This is a genomic window from Aquamicrobium sp. (genome assembly GCF_023954335.1).
Taxonomy (GTDB): Bacteria; Pseudomonadota; Alphaproteobacteria; order Rhizobiales; family Rhizobiaceae; genus Aerobium.
The window spans coordinates 2,400,696-2,421,432 of sequence record NZ_JAMLIE010000001.1; the positions used below are offsets into that span (position 1 = coordinate 2,400,696).

Here is a 20,737-nt window from a genome sequence, read left to right on the forward strand (position 1 = left end):
CTGACTGGAGTGGGCATGATACGGCTTATCGGATATTTCTTCGGCGTCGGCGTGACGCTGGCGCTCGTCGTCGCGGCGGGCGTCGCCATCTATCTCGGCTCGCTGAGCAACGACCTGCCCGACTACGAGGTGCTGGCGCGCTACGAGCCGCCGGTGACGACGCGCGTCCATGCCGCCGACGGCGCGCTGATGGGCGAGTTCGCCCGCGAACGCCGCCTCTATCTGCCGATCCAGGCCATTCCCGACCGCGTCAAGGCCGCCTTCCTGTCGGCTGAGGACAAGAATTTCTACAACCATCCCGGCGTCGACGTGACGGGCCTCGCCCGCGCAGTCGTCACCAACGTCCAGAATCTCGGCTCGGGCCGCCGGCCGGTCGGCGCGTCGACCATCACCCAGCAGGTGGCGAAGAACTTCCTGCTCACCTCCGATCAGACCTATGAGCGCAAGATCAAGGAGATCATCCTCTCCTTCCGCATCGAGCAGGCCTATCCGAAGGACCGTATCCTCGAGCTCTATCTGAACGAGATCTTCTTCGGCCTCGGCGCCTACGGCATTGCCGGCGCCGCGCTGACCTATTTCGACAAGTCGGTGAACGAGCTGACCGTGGCCGAGGTCGCCTACCTCGCCGCCCTGCCGAAGGGTCCGTCGAACTACCATCCCTTCCGCCAGACCGAGCGCGCCATCGAGCGCCGCAACTGGGTCATCGACCGCATGGTCGAGAACGGCTATGTCGAGGCCGAGGAAGGCACGAAGCAGAAGGCGCTGCCGCTCGGCGTCAACCCGCGCCGCACCGGCACCTACCTGTTCGCCGGCGAGTATTTCACCGAGGAGGTGCGCCGCGCCATCATCGCCCGCTACGGCGAGGACGCGCTCTACGAGGGCGGCCTTTCGGTGCGCACCACGCTCGATCCCGTCATGCAGGTCAAGGCGCGCAAGGCGCTGCATCACGGCCTGCTCAAATACGACACGCTGCGCGGCTATCGCGGCCCCGTCACCTCGATCGACGTTTCAGGCGACTGGGGCGTGCCGCTCGGCGAGGTCGCCCGGCTGTCCGACGTGCCGGAATGGCAGCTGGCCGTGGTGCTCGAAGCCGGCAAGGAGGGCCTGACCGTCGGCCTCCAGCCCGGCCGCGAAGTTTCGGGCGCGCTGTCGGCCGAGCGCAAGACCGTCTCCGTCGCCGCGGCCGACATGAGCTGGGCGCTGCGCCACACGGTCGACGGACGGCGCGTCAAGGCCGACTCGCCGGCCGAGGTGCTGAAGCCCGGCGACGTGGTGCTGATCGAGAAGAAGGAAGGCGAGGGCCCGGACAGCGAGGGGGGCTGGCTCCTGCGCCAGGTGCCGGAAGTGTCCGGCGGCATGGTGGCGATGGACCCGCACACCGGCCGCGTGCTGGCCATGGTCGGCGGCTTCTCCTTCTCGCAGTCCGAGTTCAACCGCGCGACGCAGGCTTGGCGCCAGCCGGGCTCGTCCTTCAAGCCGTTCGTCTATGCCGCCGCGCTCGACAACGGCTATACCCCGGCCTCGGTGGTGCTCGACGCGCCGATCTCGATCCGCATCGGCAACCAGGTCTGGGAGCCGAAGAACTACGGCGGCGGCGCGGCCGGCCCGTCGACGCTGCGCGCCGGCATCGAGCGCTCGCGAAACCTGATGACCGTGCGCCTCGCCAACGACATGGGCATGACGCTGGTCGCCGAATATGCCGAGCGCTTCGGCGTCTACGACAAGATGCTGCCGGTCCTGGCCATGTCGCTCGGCTCTGGCGAGACGACCGTCATGCGCATGGTCTCGGCCTATTCGATCATGGCCAATGGCGGCAAGCACATCGTGCCGTCGCTGATCGACCGCATCCAGGACCGCTACGGCAAGACCGTGTTCAAGCACGACCAGCGCGGCTGCGAGGGCTGCAACGCGGCCGACTGGCAGGGCCAGGCCGAGCCGGAGCTGGTCAACGACGCCGAGCAGGTCCTCGACCCGATGACCGCCTACCAGATTACCTCGATGATGGAAGGCGTCGTCCAGCGCGGCACCGCCGTCACCCTCGCCGAGCTCGGCCGCCCGATCGCCGGCAAAACCGGCACCACCAACGAGGAGAAGGACGCCTGGTTCGTCGGCTACACGCCCGACCTCGTCGTCGGCCTCTACATGGGCTATGACAAGCCGACGCCGATGGGCAAGGGCTCGACCGGCGGCGGCCTCGCCGCGCCGATCTTCAAGGAATTCATGGCCGACGTGCTGGAAGGCACGCGTCCTGTCGAGTTCCGCGTGCCGGAGGGCATGCACATGATCGCCGTCGACCGCAAGACCGGCATGCAGGCGCAGGCCGGCGCCGGCGGCGCCATCGTCGAGGCGTTCAAGCCCGGCACCGGCCCGGCCGACAGCTACTGGGTCATTGGCATGGACGAGATCCAGGCCGCCGAGCGCGCCCGCGAGCTGTCGCCCTCCGCCAGCGAGGCCATCCTGCAAGGCGGCGGCGGCCTCTACTGAGGCGGTGCGCCGCCGGCTGCCCCGGCATCGGGGCGGCCGTCAGTCCGGGCTGCTGCGCCCTTTGAGGGGGAAGTTCTCGCGCCACGGCCTCGCCTCGTCCACGACCCGCGCGATCGACGGCCGGGCGAGCAGCCGGGCGCGATAGTCCCGAAGCGCGGCGAGGGACTGCGGGATCGGATGGCCCCAATGGGCGTAGAACAGGGCCGGCGCGGCCGCGCAGTCGGCGATGCCGAACCTGCCGTTCGCAGCCCATTCGCGCCCTTCCATCCACCGGTTCAGCCACCCATAGCTCTTGTCCAGCACCGCCTTGGCCTCGGCGTCGAGATGCGGGTCGCGCTTGTCCTCGTCGCGCAGGACGTTGAAGACCATCCGCGACAGCGGCGTCATCACGTAGTCGTCGAAGATGCCGTCCATCTGCCTCGCCTCGACGGCGGCGCGCGGATCGGCCGGAACCATCGGCGGCGCGTCGCCGTGGTGAAGGTCGAGATATTCGATGATCGCCGCCGATTCGATCACCGTGCGCGCGCCATCGACCAGCACCGGGAACTGGCCTGTCGGGGCGAGGCGGCCGACGGCCTCGACATTTTCCGCGTGGTCGGCGTCGACCATCAGGAACTCGAACGGAACCTCGCGCTCGTAGAGCGCGATGAACGCCTTCCAGCAGAAGGCGGCGAACGGGTGGCCGTAAATGCGCACCATGGCGTCGTTCTCCCGGCCGCGCCGACCGGCGCGCCCTTCCGGCTCATCCTGCCAAATCGGCCGCATCCTTGCAAAGCGGATCGACGCCCGGCCTGAGCGGACGCCGGCACGGCCGTTTCGCCTTTACAGACGACTGCCCGCTCCCTATGGTCCGCGCCGATTCAGTTTTCAGGGACCATTGCTACGCATGCGCGCGGAAATCGAGACGCTCACCGACGAGATCAGGCAGGCCATAACCCTGCTGAGGAGGCATCTTTGACTGGGATCAGGCCGTAAAGCGACTTGATTACCTGAACGCGCGCGCCGAGGACGGCGCACTCTGGAACGACCCGCAGGAAGCGCAGAAGCTGATGCGCGAGCGGCAGGGGCTGGAGGACGGCATCCGGGCCGTGACCGAACTGACCCGCGCGCTCGACGACAACATCGAGCTGATCGCGCTCGGCGAGGAGGAGGGCGACCAGTCGGTCGTCTCCGACGCCGAAAGCGCGATCCGCTCGCTGCGCGGCGAGGTCAAGGCACGCCAGATCGAGACGCTGCTCTCGGGCGAGGCCGACGCCAACGACACCTATCTGGAAGTCCATGCCGGCGCGGGCGGCACCGAGAGCCAGGATTGGGCCAACATGCTGCTGCGCATGTATGTGCGCTGGGCCGAGCGCCGAGGCTTCAAGGTCGAGGTGCTGGAGGTGCATGACGGCGAGGAGGCGGGCATCAAGTCTGCGACCATCCTCGTCAAGGGCCACAACGGCTATGGCTGGCTGAAGACGGAATCGGGCGTCCACCGGCTGGTGCGCATCTCGCCCTTCGATTCCAACGCGCGCCGCCACACCTCTTTCGCCAGCGTCTGGGTCTATCCGGTGGTCGACGATTCGATCGACATCGCGGTTTCCGAATCCGACGTGCGCATCGACACCTACCGCGCCTCGGGCGCCGGCGGCCAGCACGTCAACACCACCGACTCGGCGGTGCGCATCACCCACCTCGCCACCGGCATCGTCGTCGCCTGCCAAGCCGAGCGCTCGCAGCACAAGAACCGCGCCAAGGCGTGGGAGATGCTGCGCTCGCGCCTCTACGAGGACGAGCTGAAGAAGCGCGAGGCCGCGGCCAGCGCCACCGAGGCGTCGAAGACCGACATCGGCTGGGGCCACCAGATCCGTTCCTATGTCCTCCAGCCCTACCAGCTGGTCAAGGACCTGCGCACCGGGGTCGAGAGCACCAGCCCGTCCGACGTGCTCGACGGCGATCTCGACGAGTTCATGGAGGCCGCGCTGTCGCAGCGCATCGAGGGCGGCGCGGGCCAGCCCATCGCCGACATCGACTGAGCGAGGCGGGGCGAGGGCGCCTACCTGTCCTTCACCGTCTCCATCGCCACATAGGTCGAGGTCTGCGCCACGTGCGGCAGGGCCGAGATGCGCTCGCCCAGCACCCGGCGATAGGCGGCGATGTCGCGCGTGCGCACTTTCAGCAGATAATCGAAGCTCGCCGCGATCATGTGGCATTGCTCGACTTCCGGAACGGCCAGCACCGCCTTGTTGAAGGCGTCGAGCGCCGCCGAGCGCGTGTCCGAGAGCTTGACCTGCACGAAGGCGACATGGCCTTCGCCCATGCGCGCGCGGTCGATGATCGCGGCATAGCCGCGGATGTAGCCGTCGCGCTCCAGCCGCCGCACCCGCGCCTGCACCGGCGTCTTCGACAGCCCGACCTTCTCGGCGAGCTCGGCCATCGAAAGCCGCCCGTCGCGCGCCAGCGCGGCGAGGATGCTGCGGTCCATGCGGTCTATCTGGTCTTCCGACATCGAAATTCCGGGTCGAAACTGCTTTATAGGGCCTCATCAATAGACCGGGCGGCCCATAAAGTCGAACGGTTTGGACAGGCCGCCTTTTCCGGCGCATGGTAATGTCGGCGAAAGGTCCAACCCCAATTTTTCCGACGGTCAACAATGGCATCGAACACGCTGGCATCGCTCCGCACGTCCATCCGCGACAACTACCTGCCCGACGAGGACGCCGCGCTCGCGCGCCTTGTCAGGTTCGCCGATCTTTCCGACGAGGCCCGCTCGGGGATTTCCGCCCGCGCGGCCGGGCTGGTCGAGGCGGTGCGCGGCGCGTCGAGCCCCGAGCTGATGGAGATATTCCTTTCCGAGTACGGCCTTTCGACCCGCGAGGGCGTCGCGCTGATGTGCCTTGCCGAGGCGCTGCTGCGCGTGCCGGACGCCGACACGATGGACGATCTGATCCGCGACAAGATCGCGCCGCACGACTGGTCGTCGCATTCCGGCTCGTCGTCGATCTTCGTCAACGCCTCGACCTGGGCGCTGATGCTGACGGGCCGTGTGCTGGAGGACGGCGAGGGCGGCATCGAGGGCACGCTGCGCTCGATGATCCGGCGGCTGGGCGAGCCGGTGATCCGAAAGGCGGTGTCGGCGGCGATGCGCGAGATGGGCGAGCAGTTCGTGCTCGGCCGCACCATCGCCGAGGCGATGAAGCGCGGCCGCGACTTCACCAAGAAGGGCTATCTCTATTCCTTCGACATGCTGGGCGAGGCCGCCCGCACGGAAGGCGACGCGCTGCGCTATCACCGCGCCTATTCGGATGCGATCGGCGCGTTGGCCGAGAGCGCCTCCAGCGACGACATCGCCCGCAACCACGGCATCTCGGTCAAGCTGTCGGCGATCCACCCGCGCTACGAGGCGACGCAGAAGGAGGCGATGCTGCCCGTGATGGTCGAGCGGCTGACGACGCTGGCGCTCGCCGCCAGGAAGGCGCGCATGGGCCTCAACGTCGACGCCGAGGAGGCGGACCGGCTCGACCTGTCGCTCGACGTGATCGAGCGCACGCTGGAGAATCCCGATCTCGCCGGCTGGGACGGGTTCGGCGTCGTCGTGCAGGCCTACGGCCCGCGCGCCGCCTTCGTCATCGACTGGCTGCACGCGCTGGCAACAAAGCTCGACCGCCGCATCATGGTGCGCCTCGTCAAGGGCGCGTACTGGGACACCGAGATCAAGCGTGCGCAGGTGATGGGGCTTTCCGGCTATCCCGTCTTCACCCGCAAGCCCAACACCGACGTCTCCTATATCGCCTGCGCCAGGAAGCTGCTCGGCATGACCGACCGCATCTATCCGCAATTCGCCACCCATAACGCCCATACGGTGGCGGCGATCCTCGCTCTTGCAAATGGCCGCAAGGACGCGTTCGAGTTCCAGCGCCTGCACGGCATGGGCGAGGCGCTGCACGAGGCGGTGCGCGCCAGCGAAGGCACGCGCTGCCGCATCTACGCCCCGGTCGGCGCGCATTCCGACCTTCTCGCCTATCTGGTGCGCCGCCTGCTGGAGAACGGCGCCAACTCCTCCTTCGTCCACCAGATCGTCGACAAGAGCGTCAGCGCCGCCGAGATCGCCCGCGACCCGTTCGATGCCGTGGCCGCGCAAGGCCGGGCTGCGAACCCGGCCATCCCGCGCCCGGCGGACATCTTCGGCGCCGGCCGCGCCAACTCCGCCGGCTGGGACATCACCGATCCGGTGACCATGGCGCGGATCGAGGAAGGCCGGGCGAAATTCGCCGCGCCGCATCGCTGGAAGGCGGGCGCGGGAAAGAAGGCGCGCCCCGTCGTCGATCCAGCGAAGCCCGACGAGGTCGTCGGCGAGGTGTTCGAGGCGGATGCCGCCGCCGTCGAGAAAGCCGTCGGCAAGGCGCTGAAGGCGCAGCCGGCATGGGAGAAGACCCCGGTGGCCGTGCGCGCCGCCGCGCTTTCGAAGGCGGCAGACCTCTACGAGGTCAATGCCGTCGAGTTCTTCGCGCTCTGCGCCCGCGAGGCCGGCAAGACGCTGGCCGACGCGGTTGCCGAGCTGCGCGAGGCGGTCGATTTCCTGCGCTACTACGCGACCGAGGCCGCCGCCGCCGAGAAGGGGACCAGCGCGCGCGGCGTCATCGCCTGCATCTCGCCGTGGAACTTCCCGCTCGCCATCTTCACCGGCCAGGTGGCGGCGGCGCTCGCCACCGGCAACGCGGCGATCGCCAAGCCCGCCGAGCAGACGCCGCTGATCGCCGCCCGGGCGGTCGCGCTCCTGCAGGAGGCCGGTGTTCCCGCCGACATTCTCCAGCTCATGCCCGGCGACGGCCCCTCGGTCGGCGCGCCGCTGACGGCCGATCCGCGCATCGCCGGCGTCTGCTTCACCGGCTCGACCGAGGTCGCGCGCATGATCGAACGTCAGCTGGCGAAGACCGCCGCGCCCGACGCGATGCTGATCGCCGAGACCGGCGGCCTCAACGCCATGATCGTCGATTCGACCGCCCTGCCGGAGCAGGCGGTGCGCGACGTGGTCGCCTCCGCCTTCCAGAGCGCGGGCCAGCGCTGCTCGGCGCTGCGCGTCCTCTATATCCAGAAGGATGTCGAGGAAAAGGTGCTGGAGATGCTGAAAGGGGCGATGGAGGCGCTCAACCTCGACGACCCGTGGCTCGCGTCGACCGATGTCGGCCCGGTGATCGACGACGAGGCGCGCGACGCGCTTCTCGCTTACGCGCGCAAGATGGAGGGCGAGGGCAAGCTCGTCGCCCGGCTGAATGCGCCGTCGTCGGGCCGCTTCGTCGCGCCGCACATCCTGCGCGTTGCCGGGATCGGCGAGATGGAGCGCGAGATGTTCGGCCCCATCCTCCATGTCGCGACCTTCGACGCCGACGACATCGACCGGGTGATCGCGGCGATCAACGGCAGGGGTTACGGCCTCACCTTCGGCCTGCACACCCGCATCGACGCGCGGGTGCAGCACCTCATCGACGGCATCCATGCCGGCAACATCTACGTCAACCGCAACCAGATCGGCGCGGTCGTCGGCTCGCAGCCCTTCGGCGGCGAAGGGCTCTCCGGCACCGGCCCCAAGGCCGGCGGCCCGCATTACCTGCGCCGCTTCCGCAAGGCCGCGTCTGCAGGCGGGGCGAAGCCGGCCGATGCGGCCGCCGTCTCGCTTCAGGCGCTGCGCGACCATACGCCCGATGCGTCCCGCGACGGCTGGTCGGCGAGGGCGGACCGGGTCGAGATCCTGCGCAAGCACCTGCGCGGCAAGGGCGCGTCGGCGATCGCCGCCGCCGCCTCGGTCGATTTCGGTCCCGTCGATCTGCCGGGGCCGACGGGGGAGGCCAACACGCTGCTGCTCTGCCCGCGCGGCACCGCGCTCTGCCTCGGCCCGGATGCCGACACGCTGCTGGCGCAGGCGATCCAGGCGCTGGCGGCGGGCAATGCCGTGCTTGCCGTCGCCCGCGGCGCCCGCGCCGCGCTCGCGCCGCTGATCGGCAAGGGATTGCCGCTCGAGGCATTGGAAGGAACGCTCGACCCGGCAAATCTCCGCGACATCGACGTCGATGTCGTCGCCTGCGATGCCGATCCCGATACGCTGCGCACACTGCGGACGGCGCTCGCCGGCCGCGACGGGCCGATCGTGCGGCTGGTGACGCAGGCGATTGACCCGGTGGTCTACGCCCATGAGCGCGCCGTGTGCGTCGACACCACCGCCGCCGGCGGCAATGCCAGCCTGCTGGCCGCCGCCGACGAGTAGGGCTGAGGCGCGGAAGGTCTCTTGAAAACGAAAACCCCGCCGTGAGGCGGGGTTTCCTTTCGGATGGCCGCGAAGGCCGGTCCGTTATCTGCCATCTCAGCCGTAAGGCGACCTGCACTGGCGGCGCGGGCCATTATAGGGCTGGAAGGTGTTGTCCGACGCGCGATACGAACGGTAGCGGTTGTAGCACCAATCGATATGGGCATTCCCGCGCGGACGATACCGGACCGGGGGCTCGTTGGCGATGGCGCCGCCGATGATCGCGCCGGCGATGAACGCTGCCGGCGGGAACCACCAGCCATTATACTGGCGATAGTCCGGACGATGGTGACGATAGCCGCGATGGCCGCGAAGATAATAGTAATCACCGCGACGCTCCCAGCCGCCGCCATAGCGGGGGCCCGGATGATGGCCACGTCGCCAGTTGCGGTCGCCGCCGCGCCAGTTACGCTCGCCGCGCCACTGACGCTCGCCACGCCGCCATTCCCGTTCAACCTGAACCTGCGTCGCGCCTTGCTCAACCCATGAGGGCGCAGCTTTCGGCATGGCAAATCCGGGCGTTGTCAACGGCAGCGTGAACATCATCGCCGCCGCGCACACAGTGGAAACGATCTTGAACATCACGTTCTCCTGATGGTCCGTCTATTTGCCCTTCTAGTGCAGAATAACAGGTTTTGTGCGGGATGGTTCCATAAAAAGTTGTGCCAGCGTACGCCATCGCACCGTCGCACGGCGACCGATTCCTCAGCGCAGGATAAGGACACGGCAGGCCTCTCCGGCCGCGGCCGGCGGCGCATTCGGCACGCGCACGATCAGCGCGTTCGCTCGCGCCAGCGTCTTCAGCATCGACGAATCCTGCGTGGCGAACGGGGTGACGGAGAGATATTGCCCCTGGACGACCGCTTCGGCGCGCACATAGTCCTGGCGATGGTCGTTCGCCGCCATCGGCGCGGCGAGGATGCCCTCGCGCACGTCCGGGGCATAGGGCAGACCGGCCAGCGCCGCGACCAGCGGCTTGAGGAACAGGTGCGAGCAGACGAGGCTGGAAACCGGATTTCCCGGCAGGCCGAGCACCCGCACGTCGCCGAACCGGCCGAACATCAGCGGCTTTCCGGGGCGCATGGCGATCTTCCAGAAGCCGGGCGACATGCCCTCGGCGGCGAGGGCGGAGGCGACGAGATCGTGCTCGCCGACCGAGGCGCCGCCGAGCGTGACGATCACGTCGGCGCTGACAGCCAGCGCGCGGCGGATCGCGGCGCGCAGCCTTGCCTCGTCGTCGGGCTCGATGCCGAGATCGGCCACCCGTCCGCCGGCCTGCCCGACCAGCGCCGCGACCCCGTAGGCGTTGCAGGCGACGATCTGGTCCGGTCCTGGCGGCGTGCCGGGAGGCACCAGCTCGCTGCCGGTCGACAGGATGGCGACCAGCGGCCGGCGCACGACCGGAACCGCTGCCCCGCCGGTGGCGGCGGCCAGCGCCAACGCGGCGGCGTCGAGGACGCGGCCCCTTGCCAGCACCGCTTCGCCGGCGGCGAAATCGAGGCCGGCGCGGCGGATATGGCGCCCGGCGGCGGCGCTTTCGCGCGCTGTGACGGTGCCGTCCGCGCCGGCATCGGCGTCTTCCTGGATCAGGATCGCATCCGCGCCGTCGGGAACCGGCGCGCCGGTGAAGATGCGCACGGCCTCGCCGGGGCAGATGCTGCCAGCGAATCGCCGGCCGGCAACCGAGCGGCCGACGAGCGCAAGCGTCGCCGGCACGGTTGCGACATCGGCCGCACGCACGGCATAGCCGTCCATGGCCGAGGCGGGGAAGGGCGGCTGCGCCCGCGCGGCGACGATGTCGGCGGCGAGGGCACGGCCAGCGGCCTCGTGGAGAGGAACGTCTTCCGCCGGAAGGGGCAGGACGCCGTCGAAGATCCGCGCCAGCGCCTCGTCGACCGGCAGGAGGCCGGCGGCCATGTCAGTCCGCCTGCCTGCGGTAATCGCCCGACTTGCCGCCACGCTTCTCGACGAGCCGTATGCCGGTGACGGTCATCTCGCGGTCCACGGCCTTGGCCATGTCGTAGACGGTCAGGCACGCGACGGACGCCGCCGTCAGCGCCTCCATCTCGACGCCGGTCTTGCCGGTGACGCGGGCGAGCGCAGTGACACGCAGGCCGGGCAGCGCCTCGTCCGGCACGATGTCGACCGACACCTTGGTCAGCAGCAGGGGGTGGCAGAGCGGTATCAGCTCATGGGTGCGCTTGGCAGCCATGATGCCGGCGATCCGCGCCGTGGCGATCACGTCGCCCTTCTTGGCGTTGCCCTCGAGGATGAGCGCCAGCGTTTCCGGCTTCATGACGACCGCGCCCTCGGCGATCGCCGTGCGCTCGGTTTCGTCCTTGCCGCCGACATCGACCATGTCGGCCTCGCCGCTCGCGCCGATGTGGGTGAGCGAGGCCATGGCCTATTCCGTCAGCCCGAGCAGGGCGCGGGTCGCAGCGGTGACGTCGTCCTGCCGCATTAGGCTCTCGCCGACGAGGAAGGTCTCGATTCCGCTTTCCTTCAGGCGCAGGCAGTCGGCATGGGTGAAGATGCCGCTTTCGCCGATGACGAGCTTGCCGGCGGGAATGAGCCGCGCCAGCCGCTCCGACGTTTCGAGACCGACCTCGAAGGTGCGCAAATTGCGGTTGTTGATGCCGAGGAGCGGCGAGGAAAGATGCTTCAGCGCGCGCTCCAGCTCCGCCTCGTCGTGGACCTCGACCAGAACGTCCATGCCGAGGCCGTGCGCCTCGTCCTCGAGCGCCTTGGCCTCGTCGTCGGTGAGGCTGGCCATGATGACGAGGATCGCGTCCGCGCCCCAGCTCCGCGCCTCGTGAACCTGATAGGGCTCGAACATGAAGTCCTTGCGCAGGGCGGGGAGGGCAGTCGCGTCGCGCGCCTGCATCAGGAACTCGGGCGCACCCTGGAAGGACGGGCGATCCGTCAGCACCGAAAGGCAGGCCGCGCCGCCGGCCTCATAGGCGCGGGCGAGCGAGGGCGGGTCGAAATCGGCGCGGATCAGCCCCTTGGACGGGCTCGCCTTCTTGATCTCGGTGATCAGCGCCAGAAGCCCGGCGCGATGCTTCGCCTCCAGCGCGGCGCGGAAACCGCGCGGCGGGGCGGCACCGGCGGCGCGCGCCCTGACCTCGGCGAGCGGCAGCGCCGCCTTGGCGGCGGCGATCTCCTCGCGCTTGTATGCCTCGATCCGGCGCAGGATGTCGCTCATGCCCCAGTCCCCCGGTTGGAGACCGTTCCCCGGTTGGAGACGTGGCCGAGCAGCTCCAGCACCGAAAGGGCCGAGCCGTTGTCGATCGAATGCGAGGCGATCTCGACGCCTTCGACGAGGGTTCTGGCCTTGCCGGCGACGACCAGCGCGCCGGCGGCGTTCAGCACAGCGATGTCGCGATAGGCGTTCTTCGCGCCGGCCAGCACGGCGCGCAGCGCGGCGGCGTTGTGGGCTGCGTCCGCGCCCTTGAGATCCTGCGGGTCGGCGCGGGGCAGGCCCGCTTCCTCGGGCGTCACCTCGAAGGTGCGGACCACGCCGTTCTCCAGCGCCGCCACCTGCGTCGTGCCGGTCGTCGTCATCTCGTCGAGGCCGTCGCCATGGACGACCCAGACCGCTTCCGAGCCGAGCTCCTTCAGCACGTGCGCCACCGGCTCGACCCATTGCGGCGAGAAGACGCCGACGAGCTGGCGCTTGACGCCGGCCGGATTGGACAGCGGCCCGAGAAGGTTGAAGATGGTGCGGGTGCCGAGCTCGACGCGCGTCGGCCCGACATGGCGCATCGCCGAATGATGCAGCGGCGCGAACATGAAGCCGACGCCGGCCTCGCCGATGCAGGTCGAGATCGCGTCCGGGCCGATCTCGATATTGATGCCGAGCGCGGCGAGGGCGTCGGCCGCGCCGGATTTCGACGACAGCGCCCGGTTGCCGTGCTTGGCCACGGGCACGCCCGCGCCGGCGACGATGAAGGCGGCGCAGGTCGAGACGTTGTAGGAGCCGGAGGCGTCGCCGCCGGTGCCGACGATGTCGATGGCGCCGGCCGGCGCCTTCACCGGCAGCATCTTGGCGCGCATGGTGGCGACGGCGCCGGAAATCTCGGCCACAGTCTCGCCGCGCACGCGCAGCGCCATCAGGAAGCCGCCGATCTGGCTCGGCGTCGCCTCGCCCGACATGATGACGTCGAACGCCTCGCGCGCTTCCTCGAAGGACAGCGGCGTGCCGTTGGCCACCTTGGCGATATGGGCTTTCAGGTCCGCCATCCGCGCGGCCTCAGAAGCTGAGGGCCTGCTGCATCGCCGCACGGTCGACGCTGACCGGATACTGGCTCTGCAATCTCGCGACGAGCTGGTCGAGAAGGTCGTCGGCGAGCCCGCTGGCGTAGCGGTCGCGCATCGCCTGCGGCAGCGCATCCGGGCCGGCATCGACCGGGTGGACGACGTCGGTGACATGGAAGACGATCTGAGTGTCGCCGCTCTCTCCGGGAGTGACGCCGGTCTGGCCGCGCCCGACGCCGAACACGGCGGCGATGCCCGCCTCGCCGAGATCGCTGTCGGTGCCGTCGCGCTTCAGGCCGCGGCGCGTCTGCGCCTCCAGCCCGAGCTCGCCCGCCACCTCGGCGATCGGCCGGCCGCCGGCGATCGCGTTTTCGGTCTCGACGGCCTTCTGCGCCAGCCGGGTCGAGGCCTCGTTGGCCGTCCAGTCGGCGGCGACGCGGTCGCGCACCTCGTCCAGCGTGCGCTCGCGCGCCGGGGCGACGGAATCGACCTCGTAGAACAGGAAGCCGACCGAGCCGATGCTGATCGGCGGGTTCTCCATGCCCGGCTCCGCCTCGAACGCCTCGCGCAGCAGCTCGCTCGACTGCGGAAGGTCGGTCAGCACCGTGCCTTCCGGCGTGCGGCCGTTGCGGTCGATGGCGTCGATGGTAACGACCTTGAGGCGCTGCTTGTCCGCGGCCTCGGCCATGGTGTCGCCGCCGGCGCGGGCGTCCTCATAGGCGTCGTGGACGTCGAGCAGCACCCGGTTAGCCTCGTCGAGCGCGAGTTCGTTGCGCACGGTCTCGGCCACTTCCTCGAAGGGCGTGACCCGCTCGGGGGTGATCGCGGTGACGCGCAGCAGGATCGGCCCGAACGCGCCCGGCACGACCTCGCTCACCGCGCCCTGATCGAGCGAGAAGGCGGCCTCGGCGATGGCCGGGTCCGCCACCTTGTCCTTCTCGAACGTGCCGAGCAGCACGTCGGGCAGGGTCTTGCCTTCCTCGGCCACGATGTCCTCGAACGTCGCGCCGCCGCGGATGCGCTCCAGCGCGGCCGCCGCCTTCGCCTCGTCGGCGAAGACGATCTGCTCGATGGTGCGCTGCTCGGCGCTGGTGAAGCGCGAGATCGTGCGCTGGTAATAGGCGCGGGCGTCGTCCTCCGAGATGGCGGCGGGGTCGGCGATGTCGTCCGGCTCGAGCTTGATGTAGGAGATCTCGCGGTATTCGGGCGCGGCATAGCTGGCCTTGTTGGCCTCGAACCAGGCAGCGACCGCCTCTTCGGACGGCGCTTCCACCGGCTCGACCAGCGAGCGCGGCAGGACGAGATAGTCGACCGTGCGGTCCTCGCCGGAATAGAGCGAGACCGCGCGCAGCAGCGCATCGGGCGCCTTCATGCCGTCGGAGACGGCCTCGACGATCTGCTGGCGTACCGCGACCTGGCCGCGGTTCTTCAGGTAGTCGTTGGCCGACATGCCGACCTGACGCAGCACCCATTCGAACTGGTTGCGGTCGAAGCGCCCGTCGGGGCCGCGGAACGCCGGGTCCTCGGCCGTCAGCGCCGCGAGGCGGTCGCGCGACAGGCCGAGCCGCATCTCGCGCGCCTGCTCGTCCAGCACCGCGCCGGCGACGAGCTGCGCCAGCACCATCTGGTCGATGCCGAAGGCCTGCGCCTGCTCGCGGGTGATCGGGCGGCCGAACTGCTGCGAGAACTGCGCGACCTGCCGGTCATAGGCGAGGCGGTACTCGGTGACGGAAACGCGCGTCTCGCCCACGCTCACCACGTTGGAGCCGAGGCCGCCGGCGATCTGCCCCGAAATGCCCCAGACGGCGAAGGACAGCACAAGCAGGAGGAGAAGCAGCTTGGCGACCCATGTTCCGGCGGCGTTTCTGAGGATGGTGAGCATGTCGTCTTCCGGTTAACAGATGCGAGAAAGGGCAATACCGTCCTTCCCGGCCGGTGTCGATTGCTTTGTGCCCGGTTTTTGCTAGGAAGCCAGCCAACATGGCCAAAGCAAGGAAGGGACAAGCCCGATGACCCCCGGTATCCGCCCGCTCGTCGCCGGCAACTGGAAGATGAACGGCACCAGCGCCTCGCTTGCCGAGGCGGTCGCCATCGGCAACGGCTTCATGCACGGCCTGGAGACCGAGACCGACGCGCTCGTGTGCGTTCCGGCGACGCTGCTCGCCCGTGCGTCCGACGTGCTGCGCAACAGCCCGGTGAAGACCGGCGGGCAGGACTGCCACGCCAGTGAAAGCGGCGCGCATACCGGCGACGTCTCGGCCGAGATGCTCAAGGACGCCGGCGCGTCCTTCGTCATCGTCGGCCATTCCGAGCGCCGCACCGACCACGGCGAGACGGACGCGATCGTCAACGCCAAGGCCATGGCCGCGTGGCGGGCCGGCATCGCCGCCATCATCTGCATCGGCGAGACCAGGGACGAGCGCGAGGCGGGCAGGACGCTCGACGTGCTGTCGACGCAGATCGCGGCTTCCGTGCCGGCGAGCGCCACGGCCGCCAACGCGGTCGTCGCCTACGAGCCGGTCTGGGCCATCGGCACGGGCCTGACGCCGTCCGCCGCCGATGTCGCCGAGGCGCATGCCCATATCCGCAAGGAGCTGGAAAAGCTGCTCGGCGCCGAAGCGGCGAAAGTGCGCATCCTCTATGGCGGCTCGGTCAAGCCGGGCAACGCGGTCGAGCTGATGGGGATCGCCAATGTCGACGGCGCGCTGGTCGGCGGCGCGAGCCTCAAGGCCACCGATTTCCTCGGGATCGCGGAAGCCTACCGCTCGCTCTGAGGCGAAATTCCGCCGCGCGGCCTTTTTTGCTCCGCATCGCGGGGCCATATGGGTTGGAAAGCGCGGCGAAGCCGTGTATTGAGCCGCGTCCGGCCGGCGTCGCCAGCGCCGCGCGCGGAACTAGAATTTGCGGAAGCGAACCATGCAGACACTCCTCATCGTCATCCATCTGATGGTCGTCCTCGCCCTCGTCGGCGTGGTGCTGTTGCAGCGTTCCGAAGGCGGCGGCCTCGGCATCGGCGGCGGCTCGGGCTTCATGACGGCGCGCGGCGCGGCGAACGCGCTGACCCGCACCACGGCGCTGCTCGCGGCCGCGTTCTTCGCCACCTCGCTCGCGCTCTCCATCCTCGCCCGCTACGGCGAGCAGCCCATCGACATCCTCGACCGCGTTCCGCAGACGACCGAGCAGGGCGCTCCGGCCGGCAGTGGCGGCGTGCTCGACCAGCTCGGCGGCTCCGATACGCCGCCTGCGCCGGCCGAACCAGCGCAGCCGCAGGTGCCGAGCGGCCAGTAAGCCGTCTTTCGGCTTCATCGGGGCAATAAAAAACGGGCGGTTACCGCCCGTTTTTCGTTTCCTGGCCTCGCGCGGCGCGTCAGCGGGTGACGAGCACCGAGCAATTGGCGTGGCGCACGACGCGGCCGGCGGTCGAGCCGATGAAATAGTCCTGAAGGCCGGGGCGGTGCGAGGCGACGATGATCAGGTCCGCCTTGGTTTCCTCGGCCAGCTCGAGGATTTCGTTGCCGGGGTGGCCGACGCGCACGGCGATCTCGGCCTTGACGCCGGCATCGGCGGCGATCGCCTTCAGCTTCGCCTCGGCATCCGCGCGCGACTGGTCCATCAGGCCCGCCGGCAGCTCTATCGCGACATAGCCCGGCAGCTCCTCGAGGATGTTGGCGAGAATGATGCGGGCGCCGTCGCCGCCGAGCCGGGTGGCGAGATCGAGGATGCGCCGGCCTTTCGTTTCCTGCGAAAGGTCGATCGGAACGATGATGGTGCTGTACATGGCTTTCTCCCTCTTGATGCGGCCTTCCGCCGTGGAAACCCATATCCTTTCGCATGACAGCTTCCTTGCGCTCGATCAAGCGGGCGCTGCGAAGGCATGCGTTCTGGGAAAAACCGGATTGCGCGATTTTCCGCTGGCGGAATCAGATTCGCCCGGCTAAGGCTCGGTTCCCATGGCGCGATATGTTTTCATAACCGGCGGCGTGGTCTCCTCACTCGGCAAAGGCATCGCTGCGGCGGCTCTCGGAGCATTGTTGCAGGCGCGTGGCTACCGTGTGCGACTGCGCAAGCTCGACCCCTATCTCAATGTCGATCCGGGCACGATGAGCCCGTATCAGCACGGCGAGGTCTTCGTCACCGACGACGGCGCGGAGACCGACCTCGACCTCGGCCATTACGAGCGCTTCACCGGGCGCTCGGCCGACCGTCACGACAACATCACCACCGGCCGCATCTACAAGAACATCATCGAGCGCGAGCGGCGCGGCGACTATCTCGGCGCGACCGTGCAGGTGATCCCGCACGTCACCGACGAGATCAAGAACTTCGTCCTCGACGGCAACGAGGACTACGACTTCGTCCTGTGCGAGATCGGCGGCACGGTCGGCGACATCGAGGCGATGCCGTTCCTCGAGACCATCCGCCAGATCGGCAACGAGCTGCCGCGCGGGCAGGCGGTCTATATCCACCTGACGCTGATGCCGTGGATCCCGACCGCGGGCGAGCTGAAGACCAAGCCGACGCAGCATTCGGTCAAGGAGCTGCGCTCCATCGGCATCGCGCCGGACATCCTGCTCGTGCGCGCCGACCGGCAGATTCCCAAGGAAGAGCGCCGCAAGCTGTCGCTGTTCTGCAACGTGCGCGAATCGGCCGTCATCCAGGCGCTCGACGTGGCCCATATCTATGACGTGCCGATGGCCTATCACAAGGAAGGCCTCGACAGCGAAGTCTTGGCCGCCTTCGGCATCGATCCCGCGCCCAAGCCGCGCATGGAGCGCTGGCACGAGATTTCCGAGCGCATCCACAATCCCGAGGGCGAGGTCACCATCGCCGTGGTCGGCAAGTACACCGGCCTCAAGGACGCCTACAAATCGCTGATCGAGGCGCTCGCCCATGGCGGCATGGCCAATCGCGTGCGCGTCAAGCTCGAATGGATCGAATCGGAGGTGTTCGAGCGGGAGGACCCGTCGCCCTTCCTCGAGAAGGTCCACGGCATCCTCGTGCCCGGCGGCTTCGGCGAGCGCGGCGCCGAGGGCAAGATCCTCGCCGCCAAGTTCGCGCGCGAGCGCAAGGTGCCGTATTTCGGCATCTGCTTCGGCATGCAGATGGCCTGCATCGAGGCGGCGCGCTCGCTGGCCGGCATCGAGAACGCTTCCTCGACCGAGTTCGGTGAAGCCAAGGAGCCGGTCGTCGGCCTGATGACCGAATGGCTCAAGGGCAACATGCTGGAAAAGCGCAAGGCCTCCGGCGACCTCGGCGGCACGATGCGCCTCGGCGCGTTCGACGCCTCCCTCGTCGAGGGAACGCGGATCGCCTCGATCTACGGCGCGACCGCGATTTCCGAGCGCCACCGCCATCGCTATGAGGTCAATATCGACTACAAGGAGCGGCTGGAGGCGTGCGGGCTGGTGTTTTCCGGCATGTCGCCCGACGGCGTGCTGCCGGAGACGATCGAATATGCCGACCATCCCTGGTTCATCGGCGTCCAGTACCATCCCGAGCTGAAGTCGCGCCCGTTCGAGCCGCACCCGCTGTTCGCCAGCTTCATCGCCGCGGCGGTCGACCAGAGCCGGCTGGTGTGAGCACGCGCGGCCTCGACCATCTGGTGCTGCCCGTCGCCGGGCTCGATGCATCGCGGGCGCGGCTGGAGAGGCTGGGCTTCACCGTCGCGCCGCAGGGCACCCATCCCTTCGGCACGATCAACGCCTGCGTCTATTTCGCCGACGGCACCTTCATCGAGCCGCTCACGGTCGGCGATGCGGCGATCGCCGATGCGGCCGTCGCCGCCGGCAACAGTTTCGTCGCCGGCGACCGGCGTTTTCGCGAGACGCGGGGCGAGGAGGGGCTTTCGGGCCTCGTCTTCACCACCGGCGACGCCGAGGCCGACCATGCGGAATTTTCCCGGCTCGGCATGTCCGGCGGGCCGATGGTCGAATTCTCGCGCCCGTCGATGGACCCGGACGGCAAGGCCGACATCGCCTCCTTCCTGCTCGCCTTCGCCGCCCCGGAAGGCGGCGCGGACGCCTTTTTCTTCGCCTGCGAGCGGCGCAAGGTGCCGGCCATCGACCGCTCGGCGCTGGAGCGCCATGCGAACGGCGCGACGCGGATAGCCGCCGTCGCCGCCGAGGCGGCCGACCCGGCGCGCTTCGCCGCTTTTCTCGCCGCCGCCGGCCGCGCCGACGCGACGCAGAAGGGCGGGACGACCGAGGTCGCGCTCGCCAACACCGTGCTGCGTGTCGCCGCAAGCGACGACGCCGTGCGCCCGCGCCTTGGCGCCATCGCGTTCGGCGTGCGCTCGCTGGATGGCACGCGCGCGCTGTTCAACGCCAACGGCATCGGCTACGACGAGCGCGAGAAACGCCTTCACGTGCCGCCGGCAAGCGGGCAGGGCGTCGAGTTCGTGTTCGAGGAAACGCCATGACCGCGCCGAATCCTTCTGTCAGCGTCGGCAATGTCCGCTTCGCCAACGATGCGCCGCTGGCGCTGATCGCCGGGCCGTGTCAGCTCGAGACGCGCCAGCACGCCTACGACATGGCCGGCAGCCTGAAGGAAATCTGCGCGAAGCTCGGCATCGGCCTCGTCTACAAGACCTCGTTCGACAAGGCCAACCGCACCTCTCTTTCCGGCAAGCGCGGCGCCGGGCTGGAAACCGCGCTGCCGATCTTCTCGGACCTCCGGCGCGACCTCGAGCTGCCGCTCCTGACCGACGTCCACACCGAGGAGCAGTGCGCGCTCGTCGCGGGCGCGGTCGACATCCTGCAGATCCCGGCCTTCCTGTCGCGTCAGACCGACCTTCTGATCGCGGCGGCGCGGACCGGCCGGGTCGTCAACGTCAAGAAGGGCCAGTTCCTCGCCCCGTGGGACATGAAGAACGTCGTCGCCAAGGTGACGGGCTCGGGCAACGCCAACGTGCTGCTTACCGAGCGCGGCGCGTCCTTCGGCTACAACACGCTCGTCTCCGACATGCGCTCTTTGCCGATCATGGCCGAGACAGGCGCGCCGGTGATCTTCGACGCCACCCATTCGGTGCAGCAGCCGGGCGGGCAGGGCGGCTCCTCTGGCGGCGAGCGCCGCTTCGTCGGCACGCTGGCGCGCGCGGCTGTCGCGGTCGGCGTCGCCGGAATCTTCATCGAGACGCACCAGGATCCCGACAACGCCCCCTCCGACGGGCCGAACATGGTGCGCCTGTCCGACATGCCGCGCCTGATCGAGACGCTTCTGGCCTTCGACCGCATCGCCAAGGGGCTGTAGCGGAACCTCCTCGCCGTCTGCCCCGTTGTTGATGCACGGGGGCGCAGCCGCACAGGAGAGACCATCATGGCTACCGCCACAGGACATACCCAGGCCATTCAGGCATCGCGCGTCATCGGCACCGATGTCTACAACACCGAAGGCGAGCATATCGGCACCATCGAGGATGTCATGCTCGACAAGTCGTCGAACAACATCATGTACGCCGTGGTCGGTTTCGGCGGTTTTCTCGGCATCGGCGAGAAGTACCACACCGTTCCGTGGGCCAGCCTCGACTACGAGCCGCATCGCGGCGGCTACGTCGTGCCGTTCACCCGCAGCCAGCTCGAAGCGGCTCCGGTCTACGACATCAACGACCTGACCAAGGATGACGGCACGCAGGCGCGCGACGCCTCCTACGATTACTACAAGGTTCCCCGCTACTGGCTCTGAGGCCCTGGCGGAACCACGGCGGGAAATGATGGC

General features: G+C 68.9%; 19 protein-coding genes. 10 read left to right on the forward strand and 9 right to left on the reverse strand.

All coding sequences use genetic code 11. The features are described 5' to 3' along the window. Window positions 1-15: 15 nt before the first annotated feature. Window positions 16-2,484 carry a penicillin-binding protein 1A gene (locus M9945_RS11910; protein ID WP_367944653.1) on the forward strand — a complete coding sequence of 823 codons (2,469 nt, stop codon included), beginning with the start codon at window positions 16-18 and terminating at the stop codon, window positions 2,482-2,484. Window positions 2,485-2,523: 39 nt separating this feature from the next. On the opposite strand, the gene M9945_RS11915 is transcribed toward M9945_RS11910, so the two are convergent. Beyond that, window positions 2,524-3,183, reverse strand: a complete 660-nt coding sequence (locus M9945_RS11915) for a glutathione S-transferase family protein (RefSeq protein ID WP_367944654.1) — start codon at window positions 3,181-3,183, stop codon at window positions 2,524-2,526. 187 nt (window positions 3,184-3,370) lie between these two features. On the opposite strand from M9945_RS11915, the gene prfB reads away from it, so the two are divergent. Then, window positions 3,371-4,502, forward strand: a protein-coding gene (gene prfB / locus M9945_RS11920) for a peptide chain release factor 2 (RefSeq protein WP_367930702.1) whose coding sequence is annotated in 2 segments (ribosomal slippage) — window positions 3,371-3,436 and window positions 3,438-4,502 — 1,131 coding nt in all. Because the reading frame shifts where the segments join, the coding sequence is not laid out codon by codon here. Window positions 4,503-4,522: 20 nt separating this feature from the next. On the opposite strand, the gene M9945_RS11925 is transcribed toward prfB, so the two are convergent. Continuing rightward, window positions 4,523-4,975, reverse strand: coding sequence for an Lrp/AsnC family transcriptional regulator (locus M9945_RS11925; protein WP_367930703.1), 453 nt, complete (start codon window positions 4,973-4,975; stop codon window positions 4,523-4,525). A gap of 144 nt (window positions 4,976-5,119) precedes the next feature. Here M9945_RS11925 and putA point away from each other — a divergent pair, with 144 nt between their 5' ends. After that, window positions 5,120-8,728 (forward strand): bifunctional proline dehydrogenase/L-glutamate gamma-semialdehyde dehydrogenase PutA, encoded by a 3,609-nt coding sequence (putA, locus tag M9945_RS11930; RefSeq protein WP_367944655.1) that lies wholly within the window; start codon window positions 5,120-5,122, stop codon window positions 8,726-8,728. A gap of 96 nt (window positions 8,729-8,824) precedes the next feature. On the opposite strand, the gene M9945_RS11935 is transcribed toward putA, so the two are convergent. The 6 genes from M9945_RS11935 to M9945_RS11960 form a co-directional block, all read right to left on the reverse strand. Next, on the reverse strand, window positions 8,825-9,349 hold the full coding sequence (locus M9945_RS11935; protein ID WP_367944656.1) for a BA14K family protein: 525 nt from the start codon (window positions 9,347-9,349) through the stop codon (window positions 8,825-8,827). Between the two features lie 123 nt (window positions 9,350-9,472). Then, a complete protein-coding gene (gene glp / locus M9945_RS11940; protein ID WP_367944657.1) occupies window positions 9,473-10,684 on the reverse strand; it encodes a gephyrin-like molybdotransferase Glp in 1,212 nt (403 codons plus the stop codon). A gap of 1 nt (window position 10,685) precedes the next feature. After that, entirely contained in the window at window positions 10,686-11,168 is a 483-nt protein-coding gene (gene moaC, locus M9945_RS11945) for a cyclic pyranopterin monophosphate synthase MoaC (protein WP_367944658.1), read from the reverse strand. Window positions 11,169-11,171: 3 nt separating this feature from the next. Beyond that, the gene (gene trpC, locus M9945_RS11950) at window positions 11,172-11,972 is read right to left on the reverse strand and encodes an indole-3-glycerol phosphate synthase TrpC (protein ID WP_367944659.1); all 801 of its coding nucleotides are present in this window, start codon (window positions 11,970-11,972) and stop codon (window positions 11,172-11,174) included. Next, on the reverse strand, window positions 11,969-13,009 hold the full coding sequence (gene trpD, locus M9945_RS11955; protein WP_367944660.1) for an anthranilate phosphoribosyltransferase: 1,041 nt from the start codon (window positions 13,007-13,009) through the stop codon (window positions 11,969-11,971). Before trpD ends, trpC begins: the two co-directional genes overlap by 4 nt. Before the next feature lie 10 nt (window positions 13,010-13,019). Further along, the gene (locus tag M9945_RS11960) at window positions 13,020-14,906 is read right to left on the reverse strand and encodes a SurA N-terminal domain-containing protein (protein WP_367944661.1); all 1,887 of its coding nucleotides are present in this window, start codon (window positions 14,904-14,906) and stop codon (window positions 13,020-13,022) included. 127 nt (window positions 14,907-15,033) lie between these two features. On the opposite strand from M9945_RS11960, the gene tpiA reads away from it, so the two are divergent. Together tpiA and secG are read left to right on the forward strand one after the other, a co-directional pair. Further along, window positions 15,034-15,798: a triose-phosphate isomerase gene (gene tpiA / locus M9945_RS11965; RefSeq protein WP_367944662.1), complete on the forward strand. Its 765-nt coding sequence runs from the start codon at window positions 15,034-15,036 to the stop codon at window positions 15,796-15,798. 142 nt (window positions 15,799-15,940) lie between these two features. Then, window positions 15,941-16,312: a preprotein translocase subunit SecG gene (gene secG / locus M9945_RS11970; RefSeq protein WP_367930712.1), complete on the forward strand. Its 372-nt coding sequence runs from the start codon at window positions 15,941-15,943 to the stop codon at window positions 16,310-16,312. Between the two features lie 79 nt (window positions 16,313-16,391). On the opposite strand, the gene M9945_RS11975 is transcribed toward secG, so the two are convergent. After that, on the reverse strand, window positions 16,392-16,802 hold the full coding sequence (locus tag M9945_RS11975) for a universal stress protein (RefSeq protein ID WP_367930713.1): 411 nt from the start codon (window positions 16,800-16,802) through the stop codon (window positions 16,392-16,394). On the opposite strand from M9945_RS11975, the gene M9945_RS11980 reads away from it, so the two are divergent. The 5 genes from M9945_RS11980 (at window position 16,786) to M9945_RS12000 (ending at window position 20,704) form a co-directional block, all read left to right on the forward strand. After that, window positions 16,786-16,962, forward strand: a complete 177-nt coding sequence (locus M9945_RS11980) for a hypothetical protein (RefSeq protein ID WP_367944663.1) — start codon at window positions 16,786-16,788, stop codon at window positions 16,960-16,962. The two genes, M9945_RS11975 and M9945_RS11980, sit on opposite strands and share 17 nt — an antisense overlap. 12 nt (window positions 16,963-16,974) lie before the next feature. Further along, window positions 16,975-18,603: a CTP synthase gene (locus M9945_RS11985; protein ID WP_367944664.1), complete on the forward strand. Its 1,629-nt coding sequence runs from the start codon at window positions 16,975-16,977 to the stop codon at window positions 18,601-18,603. After that, the gene (locus M9945_RS11990) at window positions 18,600-19,442 is read left to right on the forward strand and encodes a VOC family protein (protein ID WP_367944665.1); all 843 of its coding nucleotides are present in this window, start codon (window positions 18,600-18,602) and stop codon (window positions 19,440-19,442) included. Before M9945_RS11985 ends, M9945_RS11990 begins: the two co-directional genes overlap by 4 nt. After that, the gene (gene kdsA / locus M9945_RS11995; RefSeq protein WP_367944666.1) at window positions 19,439-20,272 is read left to right on the forward strand and encodes a 3-deoxy-8-phosphooctulonate synthase; all 834 of its coding nucleotides are present in this window, start codon (window positions 19,439-19,441) and stop codon (window positions 20,270-20,272) included. The genes M9945_RS11990 and kdsA overlap by 4 nt, the downstream gene beginning before the upstream one ends. Window positions 20,273-20,338: 66 nt before the next feature. Continuing rightward, window positions 20,339-20,704: a PRC-barrel domain-containing protein gene (locus tag M9945_RS12000; protein WP_367944667.1), complete on the forward strand. Its 366-nt coding sequence runs from the start codon at window positions 20,339-20,341 to the stop codon at window positions 20,702-20,704. Window positions 20,705-20,737: the final 33 nt, after the last annotated feature.

Coding starts and splice junctions, on each gene's coding strand:
- M9945_RS11910 (WP_367944653.1), top strand. CDS start 16: ATGATACGGCTTATCGGATATTTCTTCGGCGTCGGCGTGACGCTGGCG.
- M9945_RS11915 (WP_367944654.1), bottom strand. CDS start 3,183: ATGGTGCGCATTTACGGCCACCCGTTCGCCGCCTTCTGCTGGAAGGCG.
- M9945_RS11925 (WP_367930703.1), bottom strand. CDS start 4,975: ATGTCGGAAGACCAGATAGACCGCATGGACCGCAGCATCCTCGCCGCG.
- putA (WP_367944655.1), top strand. CDS start 5,120: ATGGCATCGAACACGCTGGCATCGCTCCGCACGTCCATCCGCGACAAC.
- M9945_RS11935 (WP_367944656.1), bottom strand. CDS start 9,349: ATGTTCAAGATCGTTTCCACTGTGTGCGCGGCGGCGATGATGTTCACG.
- glp (WP_367944657.1), bottom strand. CDS start 10,684: ATGGCCGCCGGCCTCCTGCCGGTCGACGAGGCGCTGGCGCGGATCTTC.
- moaC (WP_367944658.1), bottom strand. CDS start 11,168: ATGGCCTCGCTCACCCACATCGGCGCGAGCGGCGAGGCCGACATGGTC.
- trpC (WP_367944659.1), bottom strand. CDS start 11,972: ATGAGCGACATCCTGCGCCGGATCGAGGCATACAAGCGCGAGGAGATC.
- trpD (WP_367944660.1), bottom strand. CDS start 13,009: ATGGCGGACCTGAAAGCCCATATCGCCAAGGTGGCCAACGGCACGCCG.
- M9945_RS11960 (WP_367944661.1), bottom strand. CDS start 14,906: ATGCTCACCATCCTCAGAAACGCCGCCGGAACATGGGTCGCCAAGCTG.
- tpiA (WP_367944662.1), top strand. CDS start 15,034: ATGACCCCCGGTATCCGCCCGCTCGTCGCCGGCAACTGGAAGATGAAC.
- secG (WP_367930712.1), top strand. CDS start 15,941: ATGCAGACACTCCTCATCGTCATCCATCTGATGGTCGTCCTCGCCCTC.
- M9945_RS11980 (WP_367944663.1), top strand. CDS start 16,786: ATGATGGTGCTGTACATGGCTTTCTCCCTCTTGATGCGGCCTTCCGCC.
- M9945_RS11975 (WP_367930713.1), bottom strand. CDS start 16,802: ATGTACAGCACCATCATCGTTCCGATCGACCTTTCGCAGGAAACGAAA.
- M9945_RS11985 (WP_367944664.1), top strand. CDS start 16,975: ATGGCGCGATATGTTTTCATAACCGGCGGCGTGGTCTCCTCACTCGGC.
- kdsA (WP_367944666.1), top strand. CDS start 19,439: ATGACCGCGCCGAATCCTTCTGTCAGCGTCGGCAATGTCCGCTTCGCC.
- M9945_RS12000 (WP_367944667.1), top strand. CDS start 20,339: ATGGCTACCGCCACAGGACATACCCAGGCCATTCAGGCATCGCGCGTC.